The sequence below is a fragment of the Actinomycetospora sp. C-140 genome (assembly GCF_054796175.1).
Map to the genome: position 1 here is coordinate 48,667 of NZ_JBTWNF010000004.1, position 19,045 is coordinate 67,711.

Here is a 19,045-nt window from a genome sequence, read left to right on the forward strand (position 1 = left end):
GACTGACGAACGCTCGTTAGCAACGTAGCGAGGGTCACGGCGTGGACACAAGGCTCACTAACGCTCGTTCGTCCGTGGCACGATGCCGCGGTGCGCACCGAGCCGTCCGACCTCGTGACCCGCCGGGTGTCGCGGGCGGCCCTGACCCCCGACGTCGTGCTCGACGCGGCGCTGACCCTCTTCGCGCAGCGCGGTTACCACGGCACGGCGCTGAGCGAGATCGCCGAGGCGCTGGCGGTCCGCACGCCGAGCCTCTACAACCACATGGGCTCGAAGCACGACCTCCTGCGCACGATCGTCGACCGCACGACCGCGGCCGTCCTCGAGGACTTCCACGCCGTGCTCGACCCGGACGACCCGCCCGCCACGCAGCTGCGCCGCGCCGCCCGCGTCTACGCGCACCGCCACGCCACCCACCGCCGCGAGGCGCTCGTGGTCAACCGCGACACCGGCAGCCTCTCCGAGCCGGCGTTCGGCGAGATGCAGGCCCGTCGCCGCGAGCACGAGCACGCCCTGCGCGCGATCATCGTGCGCGGGGTCGAGAGCGGCGACCTCGCGGTCGACTCGCCCGCCCTCGCGTCCTTCGCGATCCGGGAGATGTGCGTCAGCGTCGCGCGGTGGTTCTCCCCGGACGGCGCCCTGACCGCCGAGCAGGTCGCCGACCAGTACAGCGGGTTCGCGCTGCGCCTGGCCGGCTCACGCGCCTGAGCTCGCCACGATCTCGCCGTGCGGGATCGCGAACCAGCCGTCCGGGTTCCGTGACCAGTCCGTCCACGCCGCGGCGATCTCGCGCAGCTCGTCCGCGGTCGCGATGCCGCCGGCGACGGCGCGCTCGGCGATGGTCGAGTCGACGATGCGCTCGGCCCACTGCCCACCCCACCAGCGGCGCTCGGCGTCGGTGGCGAAGGACCAGATCGAGGCGCTGGGGGTGACGTCCCGCGCCCCGGCGGCGTGGGCCCAGGACAGCAGCCGGCGCCCGGCGTCGGGCTCGGTCCCGTGCGCCCGCGCCACCCGGTGGTAGATGTCGAGCCAGCGGTCGAGCCGCGGGTCGTGCGGGTGGTGCACGATCCCGCCGTAGTCGGAGTCCCGGGCGGCCACGACGCCGCGGGAGACGGCGAGCATCGCGCGCAGCGCGGCCACCGGGTCGGTGAGGTGCAGCAGGACCTGGTGGGCATGGACGACGTCGAACCGCTCGCCGCCGGTGACGGCCGGGAGGTCTCCGACGTCGCCGACGACGAACTCGACCCCGGCGACGCCCGCCGCGGCCTCCCGCGCCGTCGCGATCACCGACGGCTCGACGTCCACGCCCAGCACGCGCCCGGGCGCGACCCGGCGGGCGATGTCGAGCGTGATCGTGCCCGTGCCGCACCCGACGTCGAGCACCGTCGTGCCCGGCGTGAACCGGTCGGCGACGTAGGCGGCGGAGTTCGCCACCGTCCGCCACTGCTGCGACGCCAGCACGCTCGGCGCGTGTCCCTGGCTGTAGGCGGTCATCGAGGTTCCTCTCCACGCCGGTCGAGCGCGTCGAGCAGCGGCGTCACGGCGGCGGCGAAGCGGTCGGGCTCGCCGAGCAGGGCGAGGTGGCGGGCACCGGGGATCTCGGCGACCAGGGACGTGCGCAGGCGTGCGGCCATCGCCGTGACCTGCGGGCCGGAGAAGCTGCCGTCCTCGGTGCCGGCGACGATCGCGGTGGGCACGGCGATCGCGGTCTCCTGGGCGTCGGTGAGGCCGATCAGCGGGCTGCGGATCACCTCGACGAACGCGTCGACGGCCCCGGGGCCGAGGAAGGGGGCGCGCCAGCGGTCGATCGCCGCGTCGTCGGTCGGGCAGCCCGGCCCGCACTGCGCGGAAACGATCGAGCGGATCGGGGCCCGGTGCCGCACGGCGGCCGTCACGACCGCCGGGGCGATCGGGTCGACGAGCAGCCACCGCGGCCCGCGCCCGGCGCTCGTGCGATCGGCGCCGAAGTAGGGGGTGCCGTCGCCGTTGGCGGCCACCACCCCGGTGACGGACTCCGGCGCGCGCAGGGCGAGGGACAGCGCGATCACCACGCCCGACGAGTGCCCCATGACCACCGGGTGGTCCGTGCCCAGCGCCGCGACGACCCCGGCGAGCTGGTCGGTGTCGGCCGCGAGGTCGTAGGGCGGCACGCGCTCGGTGAACCCGAAACCGCGCACGTCGTAGGCGTAGACGTCGCGGTCGGCGGCGAGCAGCGGCGCGACCCGCGACCAGACGTAGGTCGACTCGGCGAACCCCGGGATCAGCACCAGCGGCGGGCGACCCGACGGCCGCGCGGCCGGCCAGTGCTCGACGTGCGTGCGCACCCCCGCGGCGTCGACGTCGAACCCCGGCGGCGCGACGTCGACCCGCTCGGGATCGAGCCGGTCCCAGCCGAGGTAGGCCCCGCACACGGCGAACACCAGCACGAGCAGGACCAGGACCGCCACACCGAGCCGCCGGAGCCACCGCCACACGACCGGCAACGATTCACGACCCCAGCAGCTGCCGCACGCGGGCGGCCTCGCGGGTGAGGTGATCGCGCTCGGGCACGCTGGTCGCCGCGCGGGACGCCTGCGCGTACCCCGCGGCGGCCGTGGCGAGGTCCCCGGCGCGTTCGTGCAGGTAGGCGGCGACCGCGGCGTAGCGGGGGAGGGTGGGATCCAGGTCGGCCAGCGCCGACAGCCCGGCCTGCGCCCCGTCGGCCTCGCCGACCGCCACGGCACGGTTGAGCCGCACCACCGGGCTGTCGGTGACGGCGAGCAGCTCGTCGTACCACTCGACGATCTGCACCCAGTCGGTCTCGGCGGCGCTCGGGGCGTCGGCGTGGAGGGCGGCGATCGCGGCCTGCGCCTGGTACTCGCCCAGGCGGTCCCGGGCGAGGGCGGTCTGCAGGATCGTCACGCCCTCGGCGATCAGGGCGGTGTCCCAGCGGGAGCGGTCCTGCCGGTCCAGCGGCACGAGGCGCCCGTCCGGGCCGGTGCGCGAGGCGCGCCGCGCGTGGTGCAGCAGCATCAGCGCCAGCAGGCCCGCGACCTCGGGCTCGTCGGTGAGGGCCGCGAGCTGACGGGCGAGCCGGATCGCCTCGGCGGCGAGGTCGAGCTCGCCGCCGTAGCCCTCGTTGAACACGAGGTAGAGCACCCGCAGCACGGTGCCGAGATCGCCGGGCCGGTCGAGCGACTCGTCGGCGATCCGCCGCTTCGCCCGGCTGATCCGCTGGGCCATCGTCGCCTCGGGGACGAGGTGGGCCTCCGCGATCTGGCGGGTGGTCAGGCCGCCGACCGCCCGCAGCGTCAGCGCCACCGCGGCGGCCGGGGCCAGCGCCGGGTGGGCGCAGAGGAAGTAGAGGCGCAGCGTGTCGTCGGCCGCCGGACCCGGCTCCGCCGCGGGTTCGGCCTCGACCGCGTCCTCCCGGCCCCGGCGGGAGGACGCGGAGCGGGCGGCGTCGACGAACTTGCGCCACGCGACCGCGACGAGCCAGCCCTTCGGGTCGCGGGGCGGGTCGTCCGGCCAGGTGTCGAGGGCCCGGATGAGCGCCTCCTGCACGGCGTCCTCGGCCGACGCGAAGTCCGCGCCGCGCCGGACGAGGACGCCGATCACCGCGGGCACCAGGTCCCGCAGCAGGGCCGGGTCCATCGCCTCAGTCCTGCGATCCGGGCGCGTCGGTGAGGAACGGCCGGAGCTCGAGCCACTCCTGGATCGGCTCGCCGCCGGGCCCGGGCGCCGCGGAGAGCTCCCCGGCCAGCTCGAGCGCCCGCTCCCACGAGTCCACGTCGATGATCATCCAGCCGGCGATCAGGTCCTTGGTCTCCGCGAACGGGCCGTCGGTGACCGGCGGGCGCCCCTCGCCGTCGTGGCGCACGAACGCGCCCTCGGCCGCCAGGGCCTGGCTGTCGACGTACTCCCCGTTCTCGCGCAGGCGGTCGGCGAAGTCGTTCATGTACCGGAAGTGGGCGTCGACCTCCTCGGGTGTCCACTGGTCCATGGGCGTGAAGTCCATCCCCGGGTGCCCGGGCCCGCCGCGGTAGTGCTTCAGCATCAGGTACTTCATGGCCGTTCTCCTCCGTGCTCGGTCTCGTGCCCCGGGGACGGAGCCGCGGACCGGTCCTCGACACCCGGACCGGGCGAGGCCGAAGATTTTTCCGTGAGTCTGCCGCGGATCGACCTGCCCCACGCCGAGGCCGTCGTCGACGGCGACGGTGTCGGCACGCTGACCATCGTCAACAGCCGGTCGGCGAACGTCCTGGGCACACCGGCGATCACCGACCTGCGGGCCGCCCTCGCCGAGCTCGCCGACCACGACGCGCTGCGGGCGCTGGTGCTGCGCGGCACCGGGGACAAGGCCTTCGTCGCCGGCGCCGACATCGGCGAGATGGCCGCGCTGGACCAGCCGTCCGCCGAGGTCTTCATCGAGGGCCTGCGTCTGCTCTGCGAGGCGGTGCGCCACCTCCCGGTGCCGGTCATCGCCCGGATCCCGGGGTGGACGCTGGGCGGCGGGCTCGAGCTCGCGATGGCCTGCGACCTGCGGATCAGCAGCGACGCCGCGCGCTTCGGGATGCCCGAGGTCGCCATGGGCATCCCGTCGGTGATCCACGCCGCGCTCATGCCGCGGCTGGTCGGTGCTGCGCACGCCTCGTGGATGATCCTCACCGGGGAGTCCGTCGACGCGGCCACGGCGCTGTCCTGGGGGCTGGTCGACGAGGTCGTCCCGCTCTCCGGGCTCGACGCGCGCGTCGGCGAGCACGCCGCGCGCTTCGCGGGGTTCGGGCCCGACGTCGTGCGCCGGCAGAAGCGCCTGCTGCGCGCGTGGGAGGAGCAGACGCCGTCCGAGGCCGCCGTGGCGAGCGTCGCCGAGTTCGGCGCCGCGTTCGCGACCGGCGAGCCGCAGGCGTTCATGCGCCGGTTCCTCGAGCGGGAACGGTGATCGGGGGAGATCACGCCGTGGCGTCGCCGCCCCAGAGCCGCCGGCGCGGGGCGTCGATGCTGCCCATCTCGCGCAGCATCGTGGTGAGGTTGTTCTCGAGGTGCTCGCGCACGGCGTCGCGCACCGTCGCGGGGTCGCGCGTGCGGGCCGCGTCGACGATCTCGTCGTGGGCGTGCGCGCGGTGCTTCGCGAACGAGTCGGGCGCCTCGACGGGGTCGAACACGAGCCGGGTGTAGCGCTCGGAGGCGTCCCAGAGCGGGGCGAGCATCCGCCGGTCCCACCCGCTCGCGGCCGGCTCGATCATCCGCGCGTGGAACTCCCGGTGCGGCGCCCAGAACTGCTCGCCGAGCACGTCACCGAAGGTCGCGCGGACCATGCCGTCGAGCTCGGCGATCTCGGCGTCGGTGCGGTCCGGGGCGGACAGCGCGGCGAGCTCGGGCTCGACGGTGATCCGCAGCCGGTAGATCGCCCGCAGGTCGTCGGGGTCGAGCGGGGTGACCATCGCGCTGCGCGACGGGCTCAGCGTGATCAGGCCCTGCGCCTCGAGCTGCCGCAGGGCCTCGCGGACCGGCACGTGGCTGACCCCGAGCTGCTCGGTGAGCGCCGGGACCGTGAACGGGCGCCCGGGCGGCAGCTCCCCGGACAGGATCGAGCGCCGGATCTCGTGCAGCACGAGGTCCACCGCCGAGGCCTTCTGCGAGGCCACCGACCGCATGCCGCGGCCATCGTGCTCGTCCACCGTCACCCCCTGGTCCCGCGAACGCCGGGACAGCGTAGCGCACGTTGACATCTTATAACTTAGCGCCGTAACGTCCAGAGCGTGGCCCAGGTCACGCCGACGTGACGAGCAACCGGAGGTGCTCCGAGATGACCACACCCTCGATGAACGACTGCGCGCTCGACCGCGCCGGCACGTCCGACGTGGCCCGCGCGCTGCGCTCGACGCTCGTGGGCCGCGCCCGCGAGATCGTCCCGGTGCTCGCCCGCAACGCGGCCCGCACCGAGGAGGACCGGCGCGTCGTCGAGGAGAACATCGCGCTGATCGACGAGGCCGACCTCTTCGCGATCATGAAGCCGCGCCGGCTCGGCGGGCTCGAGACCGACATGCGCACCAAGCTCGAGGTGTCCCGCGAGCTCGCCCGGGGCTGCGGCTCGACGTCGTGGGCCACCACGCTGATGAACGTCTGCTCGTTCTTCGCCGGCCTCTACCCGGACCAGGCGCAGCGCGACGTGTGGGAGTCCACGCCCGGCGCGCGGATCGCCGGGGTGCTCGCGCCCTCGGCCGAGGCGACGAAGGTCGACGGCGGCCACCGGCTGACCGGCCGCTGGGGCTGGGCGTCGGGCTGCTTCCACGCGCAGTGGGCGGTCGTCGGGTTCCCGGTGCCCGACGAGCACGGCGAGGTCGTCGACCAGGGCCTCGCCCTCGTGCCGATGGACGAGCTGACGATCGAGGACACCTGGTTCGTCGCCGGCATGCGCGGCACCGGGTCGAACACCCTGGTCGCGCGCGACGTGTTCGTCCCCGAGCACCGGGTCCTCTCGATCCCGGCCGCGATCGGGGGGCGCTACGGCACCGAGCACACCGCCGAGGCCCTCTACCGGTCCGCGTTCGTCCCGGTCGCCGCCCTCGTGCTCGCGGGCCCGCAGCTGGGCCTCGCCCAGGCCGCCCTGGACCTCGTGATCGAGAAGGCGCCGAAGCGCGCGATCTCCTACACCTTCTACGACACCCAGACCGACGCTCCGACCTTCCAGCTCGCCGTGGCGAAAGCCGCCTCGCTGGTGGACGCGGCGCACCTGTTCGCGTACCGCGCCGCCGCCGACATCGACCAGGCCGCGGCCGACGGCATCTACCCCGACTACGCCGCACGCGCCCGGGTGCGGATGGACACCGGCGCCGCCATCGAGAACGCCCGCGAGGCGATCCGCGTGCTGATCTCCGCCCACGGGGCGGGGTCCTTCGCCGAGACCAGCCCGCTGCAGCGCATCTGGCGCGACTCCGAGGTCGCGTCCCGCCACGCCGTCATCAGCCCGGCGATCTCCTCCGAGGTCTACGGGCGGGCCCTGCTGGGCCTCACCGACGGCGTCACCGCCCTCGTCTAGGAAGGACGTTCGTTGCGCATCGCCAACCACGCCGGGCGGCTCGCCCTGGTGGAGCCCGACGCCGACTCGCCGGGCGGTCTGCGCGGGCTCGACGTCGAGCGCGCCAGTGACGGCCGCTTCGCCGCCGACCCGCAGGCCGTCTACGACCGGTGGGACGAGTTCCGCGACTGGGCCGGCACCGCGGACCTCGCGGCCGCCGTCCCGCTGGGCAGTGTCGATTCTCCTGGGGCTGCCCTCGGCCCCGTCGCCCCCCGGCCGCCGCAGGTCTTCGCGGTGGGCCTGAACTACCGCGACCACGCCGCCGAGTCGGGCATGGACCTGCCGGCGACGCCGCTCGTGTTCACGAAGTACGCGTCGAGCTTCACAGGCCCGCAGGGGGACATCACGCTCTCCCCGGGCACCGTCGACTGGGAGGTCGAGCTCGTCGCCGTCATCGGCAGGGGCGGTCACCGCATCCCGGCGGCGCACGGGTGGGACCACGTCGCCGGCCTCACCGTCGGCCAGGACCTCTCCGATCGCGTCGCCCAGTTCGCCGCCCCGCCCCCGCAGTTCGGGATGGGCAAGTCCTACCCCGGGTTCTCGCCGATGGGCCCGGCGCTCGTCAGCGTCGACGAGCTCCGGGCGGCCGGCCTCGACCCCGACGACCTCGAGCTGGGCTGCCTCGTCAACGGCGAGAGCGTCCAGAAGGGCCGCACCGGCGCGATGATCTTCTCGGTCCCGGACCTCGTCGCCGAGCTCTCGGCGATCGTGACGCTGCTGCCCGGCGACGTCGTCTTCACCGGCACCCCGGCGGGCATCGGGGCGGGCCGGACCCCGCCGCGCTTCCTCGGCGACGGGGACGAGCTCGTCACCTGGTGCGCCGGGATCGGTCAGATGCAGCACCGCTTCGTCACGGGAGACCCCTCATGACCGTCCTGGAAGCCGCCGACCGCAGCGACACCTTCGTCCCCCACGCGTTCGACGAGCACCTCGTCGACCTCGGCGAGGTCCGCATGAACTACGCGACCGCCGGCGACGAGTCGTCGCCGTCGCTGCTGCTGATCCCCGGGCAGTCCGAGTCGTGGTGGGGCTACGAGGCGGCGATGCCGCTGCTCGCCGAGCACTTCCGCGTGTACGCGGTCGACCTGCGGGGCCAGGGCCGGTCCACCTGGACGCCGGGCCGCTACACGATCGACAACTTCGGCAACGACCTCGTGCGGTTCATCGACCTGGTGATCGGACGGGAGACGCTGGTCAGCGGCCTGTCGTCCGGCGGCGTGCTGGCGGCGTGGCTCTCGGCGTACGCCAAGCCCGGGCAGGTCCGCGCCGCGGTGTGGGAGGACCCGCCGCTGTTCGCGTGCCAGACGACGCCCGCGATCGGTCCGGGCATCCGCCAGGCCATCGGGCCCGTCTTCGAGGCGTGGAACACCTGGCTCGGCGACCAGTGGAAGGTCGGTGACTGGGAGGGGCTGATGCGCGCCATGCCGACGGCGCTGCCGCCGGAGCTCCTGCGGGCGCTGTCCGCGATGATCCCGCCGCCCGACCCGGAGGCGACGATCCCGCCGGGCCAGAACCTGCGCGAGTACGACCCCGAGTGGGGCCGCGCGTTCACCAGCGGCGCCGCGACCGCGTCCTGCGACCACGTGCCGATGCTGCGCCAGGTCCGGGTGCCGGTGCTGTTCACCCACCACTACCGCACCGTCGACGAGGAGACCGGCCGTCTCATCGGCGCGTCCTCCGACCAGCAGGCCCGCCGGGTGCGCGAGCTCGTCGAGGCCGCCGGACAGCGGATCGACTACCGCTCGTTCCCGGACATGCCGCACTCGATGCACGAGCACGCCCCGAAGCAGTACGTCGAGACCGTCCTGGACTGGCTCGCGACGCTCGACCGAGAGGAGCCCCGATGAACCAGCACAAGCAGGCCCCGATCATCCCCCCGAAGCTGCACCACGCGACGTTCCTGACGCTCGAGCTCGACGAGATGGTGCGTTGGTACGGGCTCGTGTGCGGGCTCTACCCGGTGCACTACGCGGAGACCGCGGCCTGGCTGACCAACGACGAGGCCAACCACCGGATCGCGCTCATCGCCCACCCCGCGGTGCACCGGCCGGTGAACAAGCCGACGAGCGCGGGCCTGCACCACACGGCGTTCGAGTACGACTCGTTCGACCAGTGGCTCGACAACTACGAGCGGCTGCGCGACCACGGCATCACACCGTTCATGTGCCTCGACCACGGCATCACGATGTCGCTCTACTACGCCGACCCCGAGGGCAACGGCGTGGAGATCCAGTTCGACGCGTTCGGCGACTGGGCCGTGTCCAAGGAGTGGATCTGGGCCTCGCGCGAGTTCGCCGAGAACCCCATCGGCGAGTGGTTCGACCCCGACAAGCTCGTCGAGGCCCGCGCGCAGGGCGTGTCCCAGGACGAGATCCACGAGGGGGCGCGCGCCGGGAAGTACAAGCCCGAGAACCCGCCCGCCGACCTCCTGCTGCCCGAGGTCTACTGACGACGTGGATCGCTGCGAGGTCCTGGTCGCGGGCGGCGGGCCGGTCGGGCTCGCCACCGCGGTCGAGCTCGGCCGGCGCGGGATCGACTGCGTCGTCGTCGAGCCGCGCCCGTCGGTGTCGCGCAGCCGCCCGCGCTGCAAGACCGTCAACGTCCGCACCATGGAGCACCTGCGGCGCTGGGGCGTCGCCGGCCGGCTCCGGGAGCGCGCCCCGCTGCCGGTCGACTGGTCGCAGGACGTCGTGTTCTGCACCACGCTCTCCGGGCACGAGCTCTCCCGCTTCCGCGGGGTGCTCGGGCTCGCCCCGGAGGCGGGGCGCTGCGCGGAGCCCGGCCAGCAGGCCCCGCAGTACGTGCTCGAGGAGCTGCTGCGCGAGGTCGTCGCGGAGATCCCGTCCTGCACCCTCGTCACCGGGAGCCGGGTGGTGGCGCTGGAGCAGGACGAGGACGCCGTGCGGGTGGTCGTCGACGACGGCGCCGGGTCGACGCGGGTCGTGGGCGCGCGCTACGTGGTCGGCGCCGACGGGCCGCGCAGCGTCGTGCGCGAGCAGGTCGGGGTCGACTACCTCGGCGAGCACGCCCTGCGCCCGAACTTCGGGATGGTCGTGCGCTCACCCGACCTGTGGCGCCACGTCCGGCACGGCCCGGCGGTGCAGTACTGGACGGTGAACCCCGTCGCCCCGACGCTGATGGGCCCCCTCGACCGCGACGGCACCTGGTGGATCATCGCGTTCGGCGTCGAGCGGGCCGAGGGGGAGTCGCGGGCCCGGGAGATCGTCGACGCGGTCGCGGGCGTGCCGGTCGAGGCCGAGGTGCTCTCGACCGATCCGTGGACCGCGCGCATGCAGCTGGTCGACCGGCTGCGCGTCGGGCGTGTCCTGCTCGCCGGCGACGCCGCGCACCTCAACCCGCCCTTCGGCGGGCACGGGCTCAACACCGGCATCGGCGACGCGGTCGACCTCGGGTGGAAGCTCGCGGCGGTGCTGCGCGGGTGGGGCGGGCCGGGGCTGCTCGCGAGCTACGAGGCCGAGCGGCGCCCGGTGCAGGAGCGGATCATCCGGGCCGCCGAGGACAACATGAAGACGCTCTCGACCGACCTGCTCGGGGGTGATCTCGACGGCGACGCCGCCGCGCGACGGGCCGCCCACGAGCGCATCCAGGAGACGAAGCACGCCGAGTTCCACGCGCTCGACCTCGTCCTGGACGTCGTCCACGACCGCTCGCCGGTGGTCTGCCCGGGCGCCGGGGACCGGGTGCCGCACCGCTGGCTCGCCCCCGGGCGCTCGCTCTATGACGCGCTGGGTCCCGAGCTGACGCTGCTGGTTCCGCCCGGGACCGCCGTCGACGGGTTCACGGCGGCCGCGCGCGCCCGGGGCGTGGACCTGCGGGTTCTCGACGAGCCGGGCCCCGAGCTGCTGCTCGTGCGCCCCGACCAGCACGTCGCCTGGCGCAGCCCGGCGGTGCCCGACGACGTCCCGGCCCTCCTCGCCCACATCCTCGGCGGGTGATCAGGGCGGGTCGTAGCGCCATCCGGCGGCGAGGGACTGCACGGCGTGGGAGCGGCCCAGCTCGACCTGCTGCTTCGCGTACTCGCCGTCGAAGAGGATGTGGCTGAGCAGCTCGTCGCGCCCGAGGCCGTCGCCGAGCGCGTCGAGCAGCCGCCCGACCGCGGAGTTCGCGTCGAGCGGCAGCGCCGAGGGCCGGAACGTGTCGGCGGCGAGGCGGGCGAGCTGCCCGTCCCGGGGCGCGACCAGCAGGTAGGGGACGCGGGGGTAGGGCCGGCGGTCCTCCGGCAGGACGTCCGCGACGCCCTCGAGCCACCGGTTGCGCAGGCCGAGCGCGTGCAGGTCGTCGGCGAGCCCGTCGGTGAGCACGGCGCGCACCGACAGGGCTGCGGTCGCGGCGGTGTCCGGCGGCGGCGCCCCGGGGTCGAGCGGGGTCGGCGACGGCGGCGGGCCGACGGAGTGCCCGGACACCACGACCAGCCGGGTCACGCCGCAGGCGAGCGCCGCGTCGACGGGCGCGTTGAGCCGGACGCCGCCGTCGACGTAGTACCCACGGAACCGGGGCGGCTCGGCGACGTACTCGGGCGGGAACGCCACGGGGATCGCGGCCGAGGCGAGGACGTGGGAGAGGTCGATCCGGTCGACCGCGGCGACGTCGACGGCCGGGTCGTCGGGGGGCCGGACGGGCTCGCGGCCCAGCAGGAACAGCCGCGAGCGGGCCGCGGCGCCGTCGGTGGGGCACACGGTCGCCGCCACGGCCAGCGTCTCGGGCCGGCCGGCGCGGACGTGGGCGGCCACGCGGTCCGCGTCGAAGATCTGCCCTGCGTGCCGGCGCAGCGGCGCGGTGTCGAGCAGCGACGCGACCGGGCCGACGAACCGTTCCCACGGGCTGCCCGCCAGGACCGCGCGCCCGACCACCCGCAGCCCGGCGTCGTCGAGGACGGGGTTGTCGAAGACCTGGCCGAAGCCGGTCCAGACGTCCGCGACGTGCTGGCCGGCGTCGTCCCCGGTGTCGGCGAACTGCGCGAGCAGGGTCGCGGAGATGCCGCCCGAGCTCGTGCCGAGCAGCACGACGGGCTCCCGCCCCTGCTCCCGCAGCGCCGGGATCAGCACCGACAGCGCGCCGGCCTGGTACGGACCCCGCGCCGCCGCCCCCGACAGGACCAGCCCCACTCGCTCGTCGCCCACCCGCGCGATCCTGGTGCATCCCCCGCGAGGGGAGACACCGCCGCCGGGTCACATGTGCGCGGCGACCTCGCCCATCTCGCTCCACCCGACCCCGGCGGGCAGCTCCTGGTAGACGATCGTCGGGACCCGCGACACGACCGAGGGCAGCCAGCCGAAGAACCACTGCGCGTGCTCGGACGACACGTGGGCCTCGCCGGCGGCCTGGTCGGCGTAGTTCGCGACGACGACGAACTCGTCGCCCTGCTCGACGCTCTCGTAGCAGGTGAAGTGGAGGTTCCCGGGCTCCTCGCGGACCTGGGCGCTGTAGCGCGTCACACCGGCCAGGAAGTCGTCACGCCTGTCCGGACGCACGTCGATGCTGATCACGATGAAGATCACGGGGACCGGCCTCCTCGGTGAGGGATTCCTGGGGCGTGAGCACGAACGGTTCGTCGACGAGGTGCACCGACCAGTCCTGCTCGGTGCTCCAGCGCGGGGTCGCACCCGCCGACCACCGCCAGCGCCGCGGGACGCGTTCCACGCCGAGGGCGTAGACGGTCAGCGTGCCGTCGGGTGCGATGCGCAGGCGGAGGAAGCCCTTGTGGTCCTCGATGCTCTGGGCGGCGAAGAGCTCGTTGCGGTTGGTCCAGCGCCCGTAGGCGAGGAAGAACGCGGCGAGGACGACGCTCGCCACGAGGCCCGCGACGAGCACGACGGCCGTGGCCGCGAGCGCACCGCCGAGGGTGCGGGCCACCCACACCGACACCCCCGCGACGATCAGCTCGGGCAGCGCGAGCAGGGCGGTGAACAGGACCTTGCGAGGCGCGCCCGGGCGCTGCGGCGCGACGAGCCCGAAGCACACGCCGGCCACGACGACCGCGCCGACGCCGACCAGGATGCGCAGGTCGAGCACCGCCGGGACGATCACCAGGCCCTGCAGGACGGCGAGCAGCAGCAGGAGCGCCGCCCCGTTGCGCCACGGCAGGCGGTAGAGCACCCGCCACGCCTCGAGCCGCGACCCGCGCCTCGTCGGGAAGACGCGGGGGCCGAGCTCGTAGCGGTGCGTGGCGTGGGAGCGGTGCGGGCCGGGGTCGGCGAGGTCGGTGGTGACGTCGAGCTCCGGCTCCAGGAAGTGCGTCGCCGACGTGTAGGCCCCGCCGTGTCCCGCGGTGACGAGCATCTGCTCCTCGTCGTCCGGTCCCGTCAGGTCCCCGGGGCGCCGCAGCGCGTACCGCGCGTAGTGGTGGGTGTCGCCGGTGAGCACGAGGCGCACCGGGTGGTCGTGGCCCGCGAGGATCTCGCGCAGGAAGAAGGCGAGCCGGTCCATCGCGTGCTCGGAGCCCGCTTCCGCGCCGTACCAGGCGGGGGTGGCGGTGCAGAGGATGATCCGGTCGCCCGGTGCCATGGCGTCGACGACGGCCCGGAACCACTCCAGCTGGGTGGCGTCGATGTAGGTGTCGAGCTGGATGTCGATCGCGAGCACCCACCACCCGTGGGGCAGCGAGGCCGCGAAGTACGAGCGCCGCTGCGCCGTGCGCCAGGCGGCGAGGTCCCGGCCCTGGCAGAACACGCGCAGGAACGCCGTCAGCCCGTCGTACCAGTCGTGGTTGCCCGGGATCGCGAGGACGGTCGGTTGCTCCGCCCCGGGGACGAACTGACCGGTCAGCGGGGCCTCGAGGCGCTCCTCGTAGGCGCGCACCCCGGCGACCGGGTAGACCTCGTCGCCGCCGAGCAGCAGCAGCCGGCCGCGGGGCAGGTGATGGCCGTCGACCTCGAGGGCGGGCCGCCCCAGGAGCGTGGCCACCGTGCACATGGGGGCGAAGCCGTCGCCGGTGTCGGCGAGGAAGTCCAGCCAGAACTCCTCGCCCGGGGCCGCGGTGAATGCCGCGGGCTCCTGGGTGAAGGTCGAGCCCGACATGACGTCGCGCTTGTCGGAGTACGCGGTGACGACCCCGGCGATCGCGACCTCGATCCCGGTGCGGGCCAGCTCCACCGGCGAGAGCCACCGCACGGCCGGGCGTTGCGGCGGCTCGACCTCCCGCTCCACCCGGACCCCTCCTCGCCGCCGGCCGTCGGGTGATCAGCCTGGTCCGCGGCGCGCGGGGGCGTCAACTCGCGACCGGCTCCTCCCGCCGGGTCAGCACCCGCGGTCCGTCCTCGGTGATCGCGATCGTGTGCTCGGAGTGCGTGGTCCGCGAGCCGTCGGCCGACCGGATGGTCCAGCCGTCGGGGTCGTAGACGATCTTGCCCGTGGTGCGGGCGAACCAGGGCTCGAGGGCGAGCGTCAGGCCGGGCCGCAGCCGCAGCCCGCGCCCGGCACGCCCGTCGTTGGGGACGTGCGGGTCCTCGTGCATCGTGCGCCCGAGCCCGTGCCCGCCGAACTCGAGGTTGACCGGGTAGCCGTGGCGTGCGGCGACCGCGCCGATCGCGGCCGAGACGTCGCCGAGCTTCGCGTCGGGCTGCGCGGCGGCGATCGCCGCCTCGAGGGCCTCCTCGCTCGCGCGGACCAGCCGCACGTCGTCGTCGGCCGGGGTGCCGACGATGACGGTGACCGCGGAGTCGGCCACCCAGCCGTCGATGCCGAGGGCGAGGTCCATGGTCAGCACGTCGCCGTCGCGCAGCACATAGTCGTGCGGCAGGCCGTGCAGCACCGCGTCGTTGACCGAGAGGCAGACGACGTTGCGAAACGCACCGCGCCCGAAGGACGGCGCGTAGTCCCAGTAGCAGGACTCGGCGCCGCGCTCGCGGATCATCGTGCGGGCGTGCTGCTCGAGGTCGAGCAGGTTCACGCCGACCTCGGCGCGGGCGGAGAGCGCGGAGAGCACCTGCGCCACGAAGCGGCCGGCCTCGTGCATCCGCTCGATCTCCGCGGGCGACTTGAGCTCGATCACGTGGCTCGCTCCATGGTCGGGATAGTTATACCGGTATTAGTATCACGACCATGGTGCGCGTGCCGTTGTCCGGGGAGGACCACGAGCGGGGCCAGCGACTCGGTCAGGTGCTCCGGGCCGCCCGCGGGCCACGCAGCATGACCTCCGTCGCCGCGGCCGCCGGTGTCTCGCCCGAGACCGTGCGCAAGATCGAGAGTGGCCGCGTGCCCACGCCCGCCTTCTTCACCGTCGCCGCCCTGTGCGCCGAGCTGGGCCTGTCGATCGACGACCTCACGGTCCGGTGCGCCGCGCCGGAGGCGCCGTCGCGCAGCGCCTGAGCCCGATCAGTTCCCCACGCCCAGGCTCGCCATGAACGCCGCCGGGTAGCGGTCGCCGCGCGCCGACCCGGCCGGCACGGCGTCCTCGATGCGGGCGAGGTCGTCCGCGGTGAGCTCCAGGTCCGCGGCGGGCAGCGCCTCGTCCAGGCGCACCCGGGTGCGGGCGCCGACCAGCGGCACGATGTCGTCGCCCTGGGCCGCCACCCACGCGAGGGCGAGCTGGGCGACGGTGCGGCCCCTGCTCGCCGCGACCTCGCGCAGGGCGTCGGTCAGCGCGAGGTTGTGCTCGACGTTGCCGTCGGCGAACCGCGGGGTGGCGCCGCGGACGTCGCCGGGCGCGCTCTGCCCGGCCGTCCAGTGCCCGGAGATCAGGCCGCGGCCGAGCACGCCGTAGGCGGTCAGCCCGATGCCGAGCTCGCGCAGCGTCGGCAGGACGTCGGCCTCGACGGCGCGGGACAGCAGCGAGTACTCGATCTGCAGGTCGCTGATCGGGTGCACGGCGTGGGCGCGACGGATCGTCGCGGCGTCGACCTCGGAGAGCCCGATGTGCCGGACGTGACCGGCCTCGATCATCTCGGCGATCGCGCCGACGGTGTCCTCGATCGGCACCGCCGGGTCGAGCCGCGCGGGGCGGTAGACGTCGACGTGGTCGGTGCCGAGGCGCTCCAGCGAGTAGGCCAGGAAGTTCTTCACGGCCGCCGGGCGGTTGTCCTGCCCGCTGAAGACGTGGCCCGGTCCCCGCAGCGCCCCGAACTTGACGCTCAGCGTGTAGGCGTCGCGGTCCCGGCCGCGCAGGGCCTCGGCGAGCAGCATCTCGTTGTGGCCCATGGCGTAGAAGTCGCCGGTGTCGATCAGCGTCATCCCGGCGTCCAGGGCCGCGTGGACCGTCGCGATCGCCTCCGCGCGGTCGGGCTCCCCGTAGGCCCCGGGCGACATGCCCATCGCGCCCAGGCCCAGCGCCCCCACGGCCGGTCCGGTGCTCCCCAGTCGTCGCGTCCTCATCGTGTCCTCCTCGTGCTCGGTGATCACTGCTGTCCACCGTGCGCCCGTCCGGACGGGCCCGGGAGAGGAGCGTTCATCGGGGGAGAGACGCTCCCTGGATCGGGCGCGGCCGGCGGGGGATCGTCGAGGCATGCAGCGCGACGAGCTCGCCGACTTCCTGCGCCGCCGCCGGCGGGCGATCCGCCCGGCGGAGGTCGGCCTCGTCGACGGGCCGCGGCGTCGCACCGCCGGCCTGCGCCGCGAGGAGGTCGCCCTGCTCGCCGGCATGTCGACCGACACCGTCGTGCGCCTCGAGCAGGGCCGTGGCAGCCGGCCGTCGACGCAGCTGCTCGCCGCGCTGGCCCGCGCGCTGCGCCTGTCGGAGGACGAGCGCGCCCACCTCTTCCACCTGGCCGGACACCCGGCGCCCCCGGCGGACAGGACGGCGCGCCTGGCCCGGGCGGGTCTCGTGCGCATGATCGACCTGCTCGACACCCCGGCGATGGTGCTCTCCGACCTCGGCGAGGTCCTCGCCCAGAACCGGGCGTCGGTGCTCGTGGCGGGCGAGCACACCGGAGGCACCGGCGACCGCCGCTACCTCGCGTACCGCTGGTTCACCGAGCCCGACGCCCGCGCGTCCCACGCACCGGACGAGGTCGAGCGTCACTCCCGCGAGCTGGTCGCCGACCTGCGGGCCACCGCCGGGCGGCGCTCCGAGGACCCGACGGTCTCTGGCCTCGTCGACCGGCTGCGGGCCGCGAGCGCCGACTTCCGCCGGCGCTGGGCGGACCACGAGGTCGCGGTGCGCCGCGCCGACCGCAAGACGCTGGTGCACCGCCGCGTCGGCGCGCTGGTCATGGACTGCGAGACGCTCGTGACCCCCGACCAGCGCCAGCGGATGGTCGTGCTCACGCCCGCGGACGCCACGACCCGCGAGCGCCTCGACCTGCTGCGCGTCCTGGGGCTCGAGGAGTTCCCGTCGCTCGCCCCGTGACCGTCAGCGGGTGCCGCGCAGGCCCAGGGTCCCGATCCACTCGGTGAGCCCGTCGAGGGCGGCCTTGCCGCCGGTCTCGGTCTCCGCGGCCGGGGTGAACACGCGGGCGTCACCCTCCCCGGAGACGTTCTTCGCCGCGAACGGGATCGGCACGGTGGCCGCGACCGGCACCATCCGCAGCCCCACGAGCACCGGCCAGAGCGCCTCGGCGGCCCGGGCTCCCGCGGCGACGCCGCCGTAGCCGATGAGGGCGACGGGCTTGCCGGCCCACTCCTGGTTGAGGTGGTCCAGGGCGTTCTTCAGGGCGGCGTTGTAGCTGTGGTTGTACTCGGGGTGCACGATCGCGAACGCGTCGGCGCGGGCGATGATCGCGCTGAACGCCTTGGTCGAATCCAGCGTGTAGCGCCCGAAGCGCGGGTGCTCGGGCTCGGCGAACATCGGCAGGTCGACGTCGACGAGGTCGACGATCTCCACGTCGAACGCCCCGTGCTCGCGGGCGTACTCGCCGAACCAGCGCGCGATCGGCTCGCCGACGCGTCCGGGCCGCGTGCTCGCGACGATGATCTGCAGCAGGGGGCGGCGACCGGCCTCGGTCATCGGACTCCTTCAACGATGGTTGTCGATACAACCATCATCCTCCTCGTCGCGGCGCGCCGCACCTCAGCCGGGGACCAGGGTGAGCGCGATCGCGTACGTGACGGTGCCCGCGGCCATGCTGAGCAGGGCCTGGCGGCGCCACAGGTGCACGGCGACGGTGACGGCGACCGGGACGAGCTCGCGGACGACGAGCAGCGGGCGGTCGACGGGCAGGTCGCGCAGCAGGTAGACGACGAGGATCAGCATCACCCCGGCGGGCAGGTGGCGGCCCAGGTGGGCCACGAGCCGCGAGGAGCGCAGACGGGCGAGCACCGCGAACGGGGCCGCGCGCAGGGCGAGGGTGATCGTGGCGGCGACCGCGACGACCGCGATCAGGTAGCCGGTGCTAGGCACGGCGCACCTCGCTCACCCGGTAGCGCACCAGCAGCACCGCGACGAACAGCGCCATCGCCACGAGCAGCATCTCGCCGGGGGCGACGAGGCGGGCGACCAGCGCGCAGGCGACGGCGAGCAGCGGACCCGCGGCCTCGCGCCCGGACACGGTGGCCTCCGTGGCCAGAACCACGAAGAGCGCGGTGAACAGGAACGCGAGCGCGGGCACGTGCAGCGCGAAGCGGTGCCCGGCCAGTGCCCCGACGACCCCGCCGCTCACCCACGACACCTGCATCAGCGCCTGCGACCACAGGATCCGCGCGCTCGAGAACGCCTCGGCGGGCCGGGCGGTGGTCAGCGCGTAGGCCTCGTCGATGAGCGCGAACACCGCGTACGCGCGGCCGAGCCGGCCCCGGACGCGGTGCAGGGGGAACGACAGGCCGTAGAACACGTGCCGCCCGTTGACCAGCAGTGTCGTGAGGGCGACGGCGGCCAGCGGCGTGCCCGCGACGGCGAGGGCGACCAGCAGGAACTCCAGGGACCCCGCGTAGACGACGGCGCTGAAGACCGGCGCCCACCACCAGGCGAGCCCGGAGCCGACCACCACCAGCCCGAAGCTCGTGCCGAGCAGGAACATGCCCGCACCGACCCCGGCGACGTCGCCGGCGGCGGCGCGGAGGTCGTGGAGCCGTCCCGTGGTGAGCACGGGAGCA

The 19,045-nt window shown here is 74.6% G+C and carries 22 protein-coding genes; 9 read left to right on the forward strand and 13 right to left on the reverse strand.

The features are described from left to right. Positions 1-90 precede the first annotated feature (90 nt). Positions 91-708, forward strand: a complete 618-nt coding sequence (locus tag ACR9E3_RS08145; RefSeq protein ID WP_460379725.1) for a TetR/AcrR family transcriptional regulator — start codon at positions 91-93, stop codon at positions 706-708. Here ACR9E3_RS08145 and ACR9E3_RS08150 read toward each other — a convergent pair. Genes ACR9E3_RS08150 through ACR9E3_RS08165 form a run of 4 tightly spaced genes read right to left on the reverse strand, consistent with a single transcriptional unit; the run spans position 697 to position 4,048 of the window. Further along, the gene (locus tag ACR9E3_RS08150; protein WP_460379726.1) at positions 697-1,494 is read right to left on the reverse strand and encodes a methyltransferase domain-containing protein; all 798 of its coding nucleotides are present in this window, start codon (positions 1,492-1,494) and stop codon (positions 697-699) included. The genes ACR9E3_RS08145 and ACR9E3_RS08150 overlap by 12 nt on opposite strands. Further along, positions 1,491-2,474 (reverse strand): alpha/beta fold hydrolase, encoded by a 984-nt coding sequence (locus tag ACR9E3_RS08155; protein ID WP_460379727.1) that lies wholly within the window; start codon positions 2,472-2,474, stop codon positions 1,491-1,493. Before ACR9E3_RS08155 ends, ACR9E3_RS08150 begins: the two co-directional genes overlap by 4 nt. 13 nt (positions 2,475-2,487) lie before the next feature. Continuing rightward, entirely contained in the window at positions 2,488-3,633 is a 1,146-nt protein-coding gene (locus tag ACR9E3_RS08160; protein WP_460379728.1) for an RNA polymerase sigma factor, read from the reverse strand. 4 nt (positions 3,634-3,637) lie between these two features. Then, complete coding sequence (locus ACR9E3_RS08165) at positions 3,638-4,048, reverse strand: YciI family protein (protein WP_460379729.1); 411 nt, start codon at positions 4,046-4,048, stop codon at positions 3,638-3,640. A gap of 93 nt (positions 4,049-4,141) precedes the next feature. On the opposite strand from ACR9E3_RS08165, the gene ACR9E3_RS08170 reads away from it, so the two are divergent. Then, positions 4,142-4,921 (forward strand): enoyl-CoA hydratase, encoded by a 780-nt coding sequence (locus ACR9E3_RS08170; protein WP_460379730.1) that lies wholly within the window; start codon positions 4,142-4,144, stop codon positions 4,919-4,921. 10 nt (positions 4,922-4,931) lie between these two features. Here the strand turns inward: ACR9E3_RS08170 and ACR9E3_RS08175 are convergent, their stop codons facing one another. Further along, a complete protein-coding gene (locus tag ACR9E3_RS08175) occupies positions 4,932-5,660 on the reverse strand; it encodes a GntR family transcriptional regulator (protein WP_460379731.1) in 729 nt (242 codons plus the stop codon). A gap of 128 nt (positions 5,661-5,788) precedes the next feature. Between ACR9E3_RS08175 and ACR9E3_RS08180 the strand changes: the two genes are divergently transcribed. The 5 genes from ACR9E3_RS08180 to ACR9E3_RS08200 are packed head-to-tail and all read left to right on the forward strand — an operon-like array spanning position 5,789 to position 11,016. Further along, positions 5,789-7,021, forward strand: a complete 1,233-nt coding sequence (locus ACR9E3_RS08180; protein ID WP_460379732.1) for an acyl-CoA dehydrogenase family protein — start codon at positions 5,789-5,791, stop codon at positions 7,019-7,021. A gap of 12 nt (positions 7,022-7,033) precedes the next feature. After that, positions 7,034-7,930, forward strand: a complete 897-nt coding sequence (locus ACR9E3_RS08185) for a fumarylacetoacetate hydrolase family protein (protein WP_460379733.1) — start codon at positions 7,034-7,036, stop codon at positions 7,928-7,930. Next, the gene (locus tag ACR9E3_RS08190) at positions 7,927-8,907 is read left to right on the forward strand and encodes an alpha/beta fold hydrolase (protein WP_460379734.1); all 981 of its coding nucleotides are present in this window, start codon (positions 7,927-7,929) and stop codon (positions 8,905-8,907) included. The genes ACR9E3_RS08185 and ACR9E3_RS08190 overlap by 4 nt, the downstream gene beginning before the upstream one ends. Further along, positions 8,904-9,509 (forward strand): VOC family protein, encoded by a 606-nt coding sequence (locus ACR9E3_RS08195; RefSeq protein ID WP_460379735.1) that lies wholly within the window; start codon positions 8,904-8,906, stop codon positions 9,507-9,509. Before ACR9E3_RS08190 ends, ACR9E3_RS08195 begins: the two co-directional genes overlap by 4 nt. 4 nt (positions 9,510-9,513) lie before the next feature. Next, the gene (locus ACR9E3_RS08200) at positions 9,514-11,016 is read left to right on the forward strand and encodes an FAD-dependent monooxygenase (protein ID WP_460379736.1); all 1,503 of its coding nucleotides are present in this window, start codon (positions 9,514-9,516) and stop codon (positions 11,014-11,016) included. Here the strand turns inward: ACR9E3_RS08200 and ACR9E3_RS08205 are convergent, their stop codons facing one another. The 4 genes from ACR9E3_RS08205 to map form a co-directional block, all read right to left on the reverse strand. Beyond that, a complete protein-coding gene (locus ACR9E3_RS08205) occupies positions 11,017-12,201 on the reverse strand; it encodes a patatin-like phospholipase family protein (protein ID WP_460379737.1) in 1,185 nt (394 codons plus the stop codon). Between the two features lie 48 nt (positions 12,202-12,249). Further along, positions 12,250-12,579: a putative quinol monooxygenase gene (locus ACR9E3_RS08210; protein ID WP_460379738.1), complete on the reverse strand. Its 330-nt coding sequence runs from the start codon at positions 12,577-12,579 to the stop codon at positions 12,250-12,252. Continuing rightward, the gene (locus tag ACR9E3_RS08215) at positions 12,533-14,227 is read right to left on the reverse strand and encodes a metallophosphoesterase family protein (protein WP_460379739.1); all 1,695 of its coding nucleotides are present in this window, start codon (positions 14,225-14,227) and stop codon (positions 12,533-12,535) included. Before ACR9E3_RS08215 ends, ACR9E3_RS08210 begins: the two co-directional genes overlap by 47 nt. Positions 14,228-14,288: 61 nt before the next feature. Further along, complete coding sequence (gene map / locus ACR9E3_RS08220; protein ID WP_460379740.1) at positions 14,289-15,071, reverse strand: type I methionyl aminopeptidase; 783 nt, start codon at positions 15,069-15,071, stop codon at positions 14,289-14,291. 50 nt (positions 15,072-15,121) lie between these two features. On the opposite strand from map, the gene ACR9E3_RS08225 reads away from it, so the two are divergent. Further along, entirely contained in the window at positions 15,122-15,388 is a 267-nt protein-coding gene (locus ACR9E3_RS08225; RefSeq protein WP_460379741.1) for a helix-turn-helix domain-containing protein, read from the forward strand. Between the two features lie 6 nt (positions 15,389-15,394). On the opposite strand, the gene ACR9E3_RS08230 is transcribed toward ACR9E3_RS08225, so the two are convergent. Next, a complete protein-coding gene (locus tag ACR9E3_RS08230) occupies positions 15,395-16,390 on the reverse strand; it encodes an aldo/keto reductase (protein ID WP_460379742.1) in 996 nt (331 codons plus the stop codon). A 130-nt stretch (positions 16,391-16,520) separates the two neighbouring features. Between ACR9E3_RS08230 and ACR9E3_RS08235 the strand changes: the two genes are divergently transcribed. Further along, the gene (locus ACR9E3_RS08235) at positions 16,521-17,363 is read left to right on the forward strand and encodes a helix-turn-helix transcriptional regulator (protein ID WP_460379743.1); all 843 of its coding nucleotides are present in this window, start codon (positions 16,521-16,523) and stop codon (positions 17,361-17,363) included. 3 nt (positions 17,364-17,366) lie between these two features. Here the strand turns inward: ACR9E3_RS08235 and ACR9E3_RS08240 are convergent, their stop codons facing one another. The 3 genes from ACR9E3_RS08240 to ACR9E3_RS08250 all read right to left on the reverse strand — a co-directional run bounded on the left by ACR9E3_RS08240 (position 17,367) and on the right by ACR9E3_RS08250 (position 19,038). After that, positions 17,367-17,960 (reverse strand): NADPH-dependent FMN reductase, encoded by a 594-nt coding sequence (locus ACR9E3_RS08240; RefSeq protein WP_460379744.1) that lies wholly within the window; start codon positions 17,958-17,960, stop codon positions 17,367-17,369. Between the two features lie 63 nt (positions 17,961-18,023). After that, positions 18,024-18,353 (reverse strand): branched-chain amino acid transporter permease, encoded by a 330-nt coding sequence (locus ACR9E3_RS08245; protein ID WP_460379745.1) that lies wholly within the window; start codon positions 18,351-18,353, stop codon positions 18,024-18,026. Continuing rightward, entirely contained in the window at positions 18,346-19,038 is a 693-nt protein-coding gene (locus tag ACR9E3_RS08250) for an AzlC family ABC transporter permease (RefSeq protein WP_460379746.1), read from the reverse strand. Before ACR9E3_RS08250 ends, ACR9E3_RS08245 begins: the two co-directional genes overlap by 8 nt. Positions 19,039-19,045: the final 7 nt, after the last annotated feature.

Excerpts from the sequence above, each read along its gene's own strand:
- ACR9E3_RS08150 (WP_460379726.1), bottom strand. The coding sequence starts at position 1,494 with ATGACCGCCTACAGCCAGGGACACGCGCCGAGCGTGCTGGCGTCGCAG.
- ACR9E3_RS08160 (WP_460379728.1), bottom strand. The coding sequence starts at position 3,633 with ATGGACCCGGCCCTGCTGCGGGACCTGGTGCCCGCGGTGATCGGCGTC.
- ACR9E3_RS08165 (WP_460379729.1), bottom strand. The coding sequence starts at position 4,048 with ATGAAGTACCTGATGCTGAAGCACTACCGCGGCGGGCCCGGGCACCCG.
- ACR9E3_RS08180 (WP_460379732.1), top strand. The coding sequence starts at position 5,789 with ATGACCACACCCTCGATGAACGACTGCGCGCTCGACCGCGCCGGCACG.
- ACR9E3_RS08190 (WP_460379734.1), top strand. The coding sequence starts at position 7,927 with ATGACCGTCCTGGAAGCCGCCGACCGCAGCGACACCTTCGTCCCCCAC.
- ACR9E3_RS08195 (WP_460379735.1), top strand. The coding sequence starts at position 8,904 with ATGAACCAGCACAAGCAGGCCCCGATCATCCCCCCGAAGCTGCACCAC.
- ACR9E3_RS08225 (WP_460379741.1), top strand. The coding sequence starts at position 15,122 with ATGGTGCGCGTGCCGTTGTCCGGGGAGGACCACGAGCGGGGCCAGCGA.
- ACR9E3_RS08230 (WP_460379742.1), bottom strand. The coding sequence starts at position 16,390 with ATGAGGACGCGACGACTGGGGAGCACCGGACCGGCCGTGGGGGCGCTG.
- ACR9E3_RS08235 (WP_460379743.1), top strand. The coding sequence starts at position 16,521 with ATGCAGCGCGACGAGCTCGCCGACTTCCTGCGCCGCCGCCGGCGGGCG.
- ACR9E3_RS08240 (WP_460379744.1), bottom strand. The coding sequence starts at position 17,960 with ATGACCGAGGCCGGTCGCCGCCCCCTGCTGCAGATCATCGTCGCGAGC.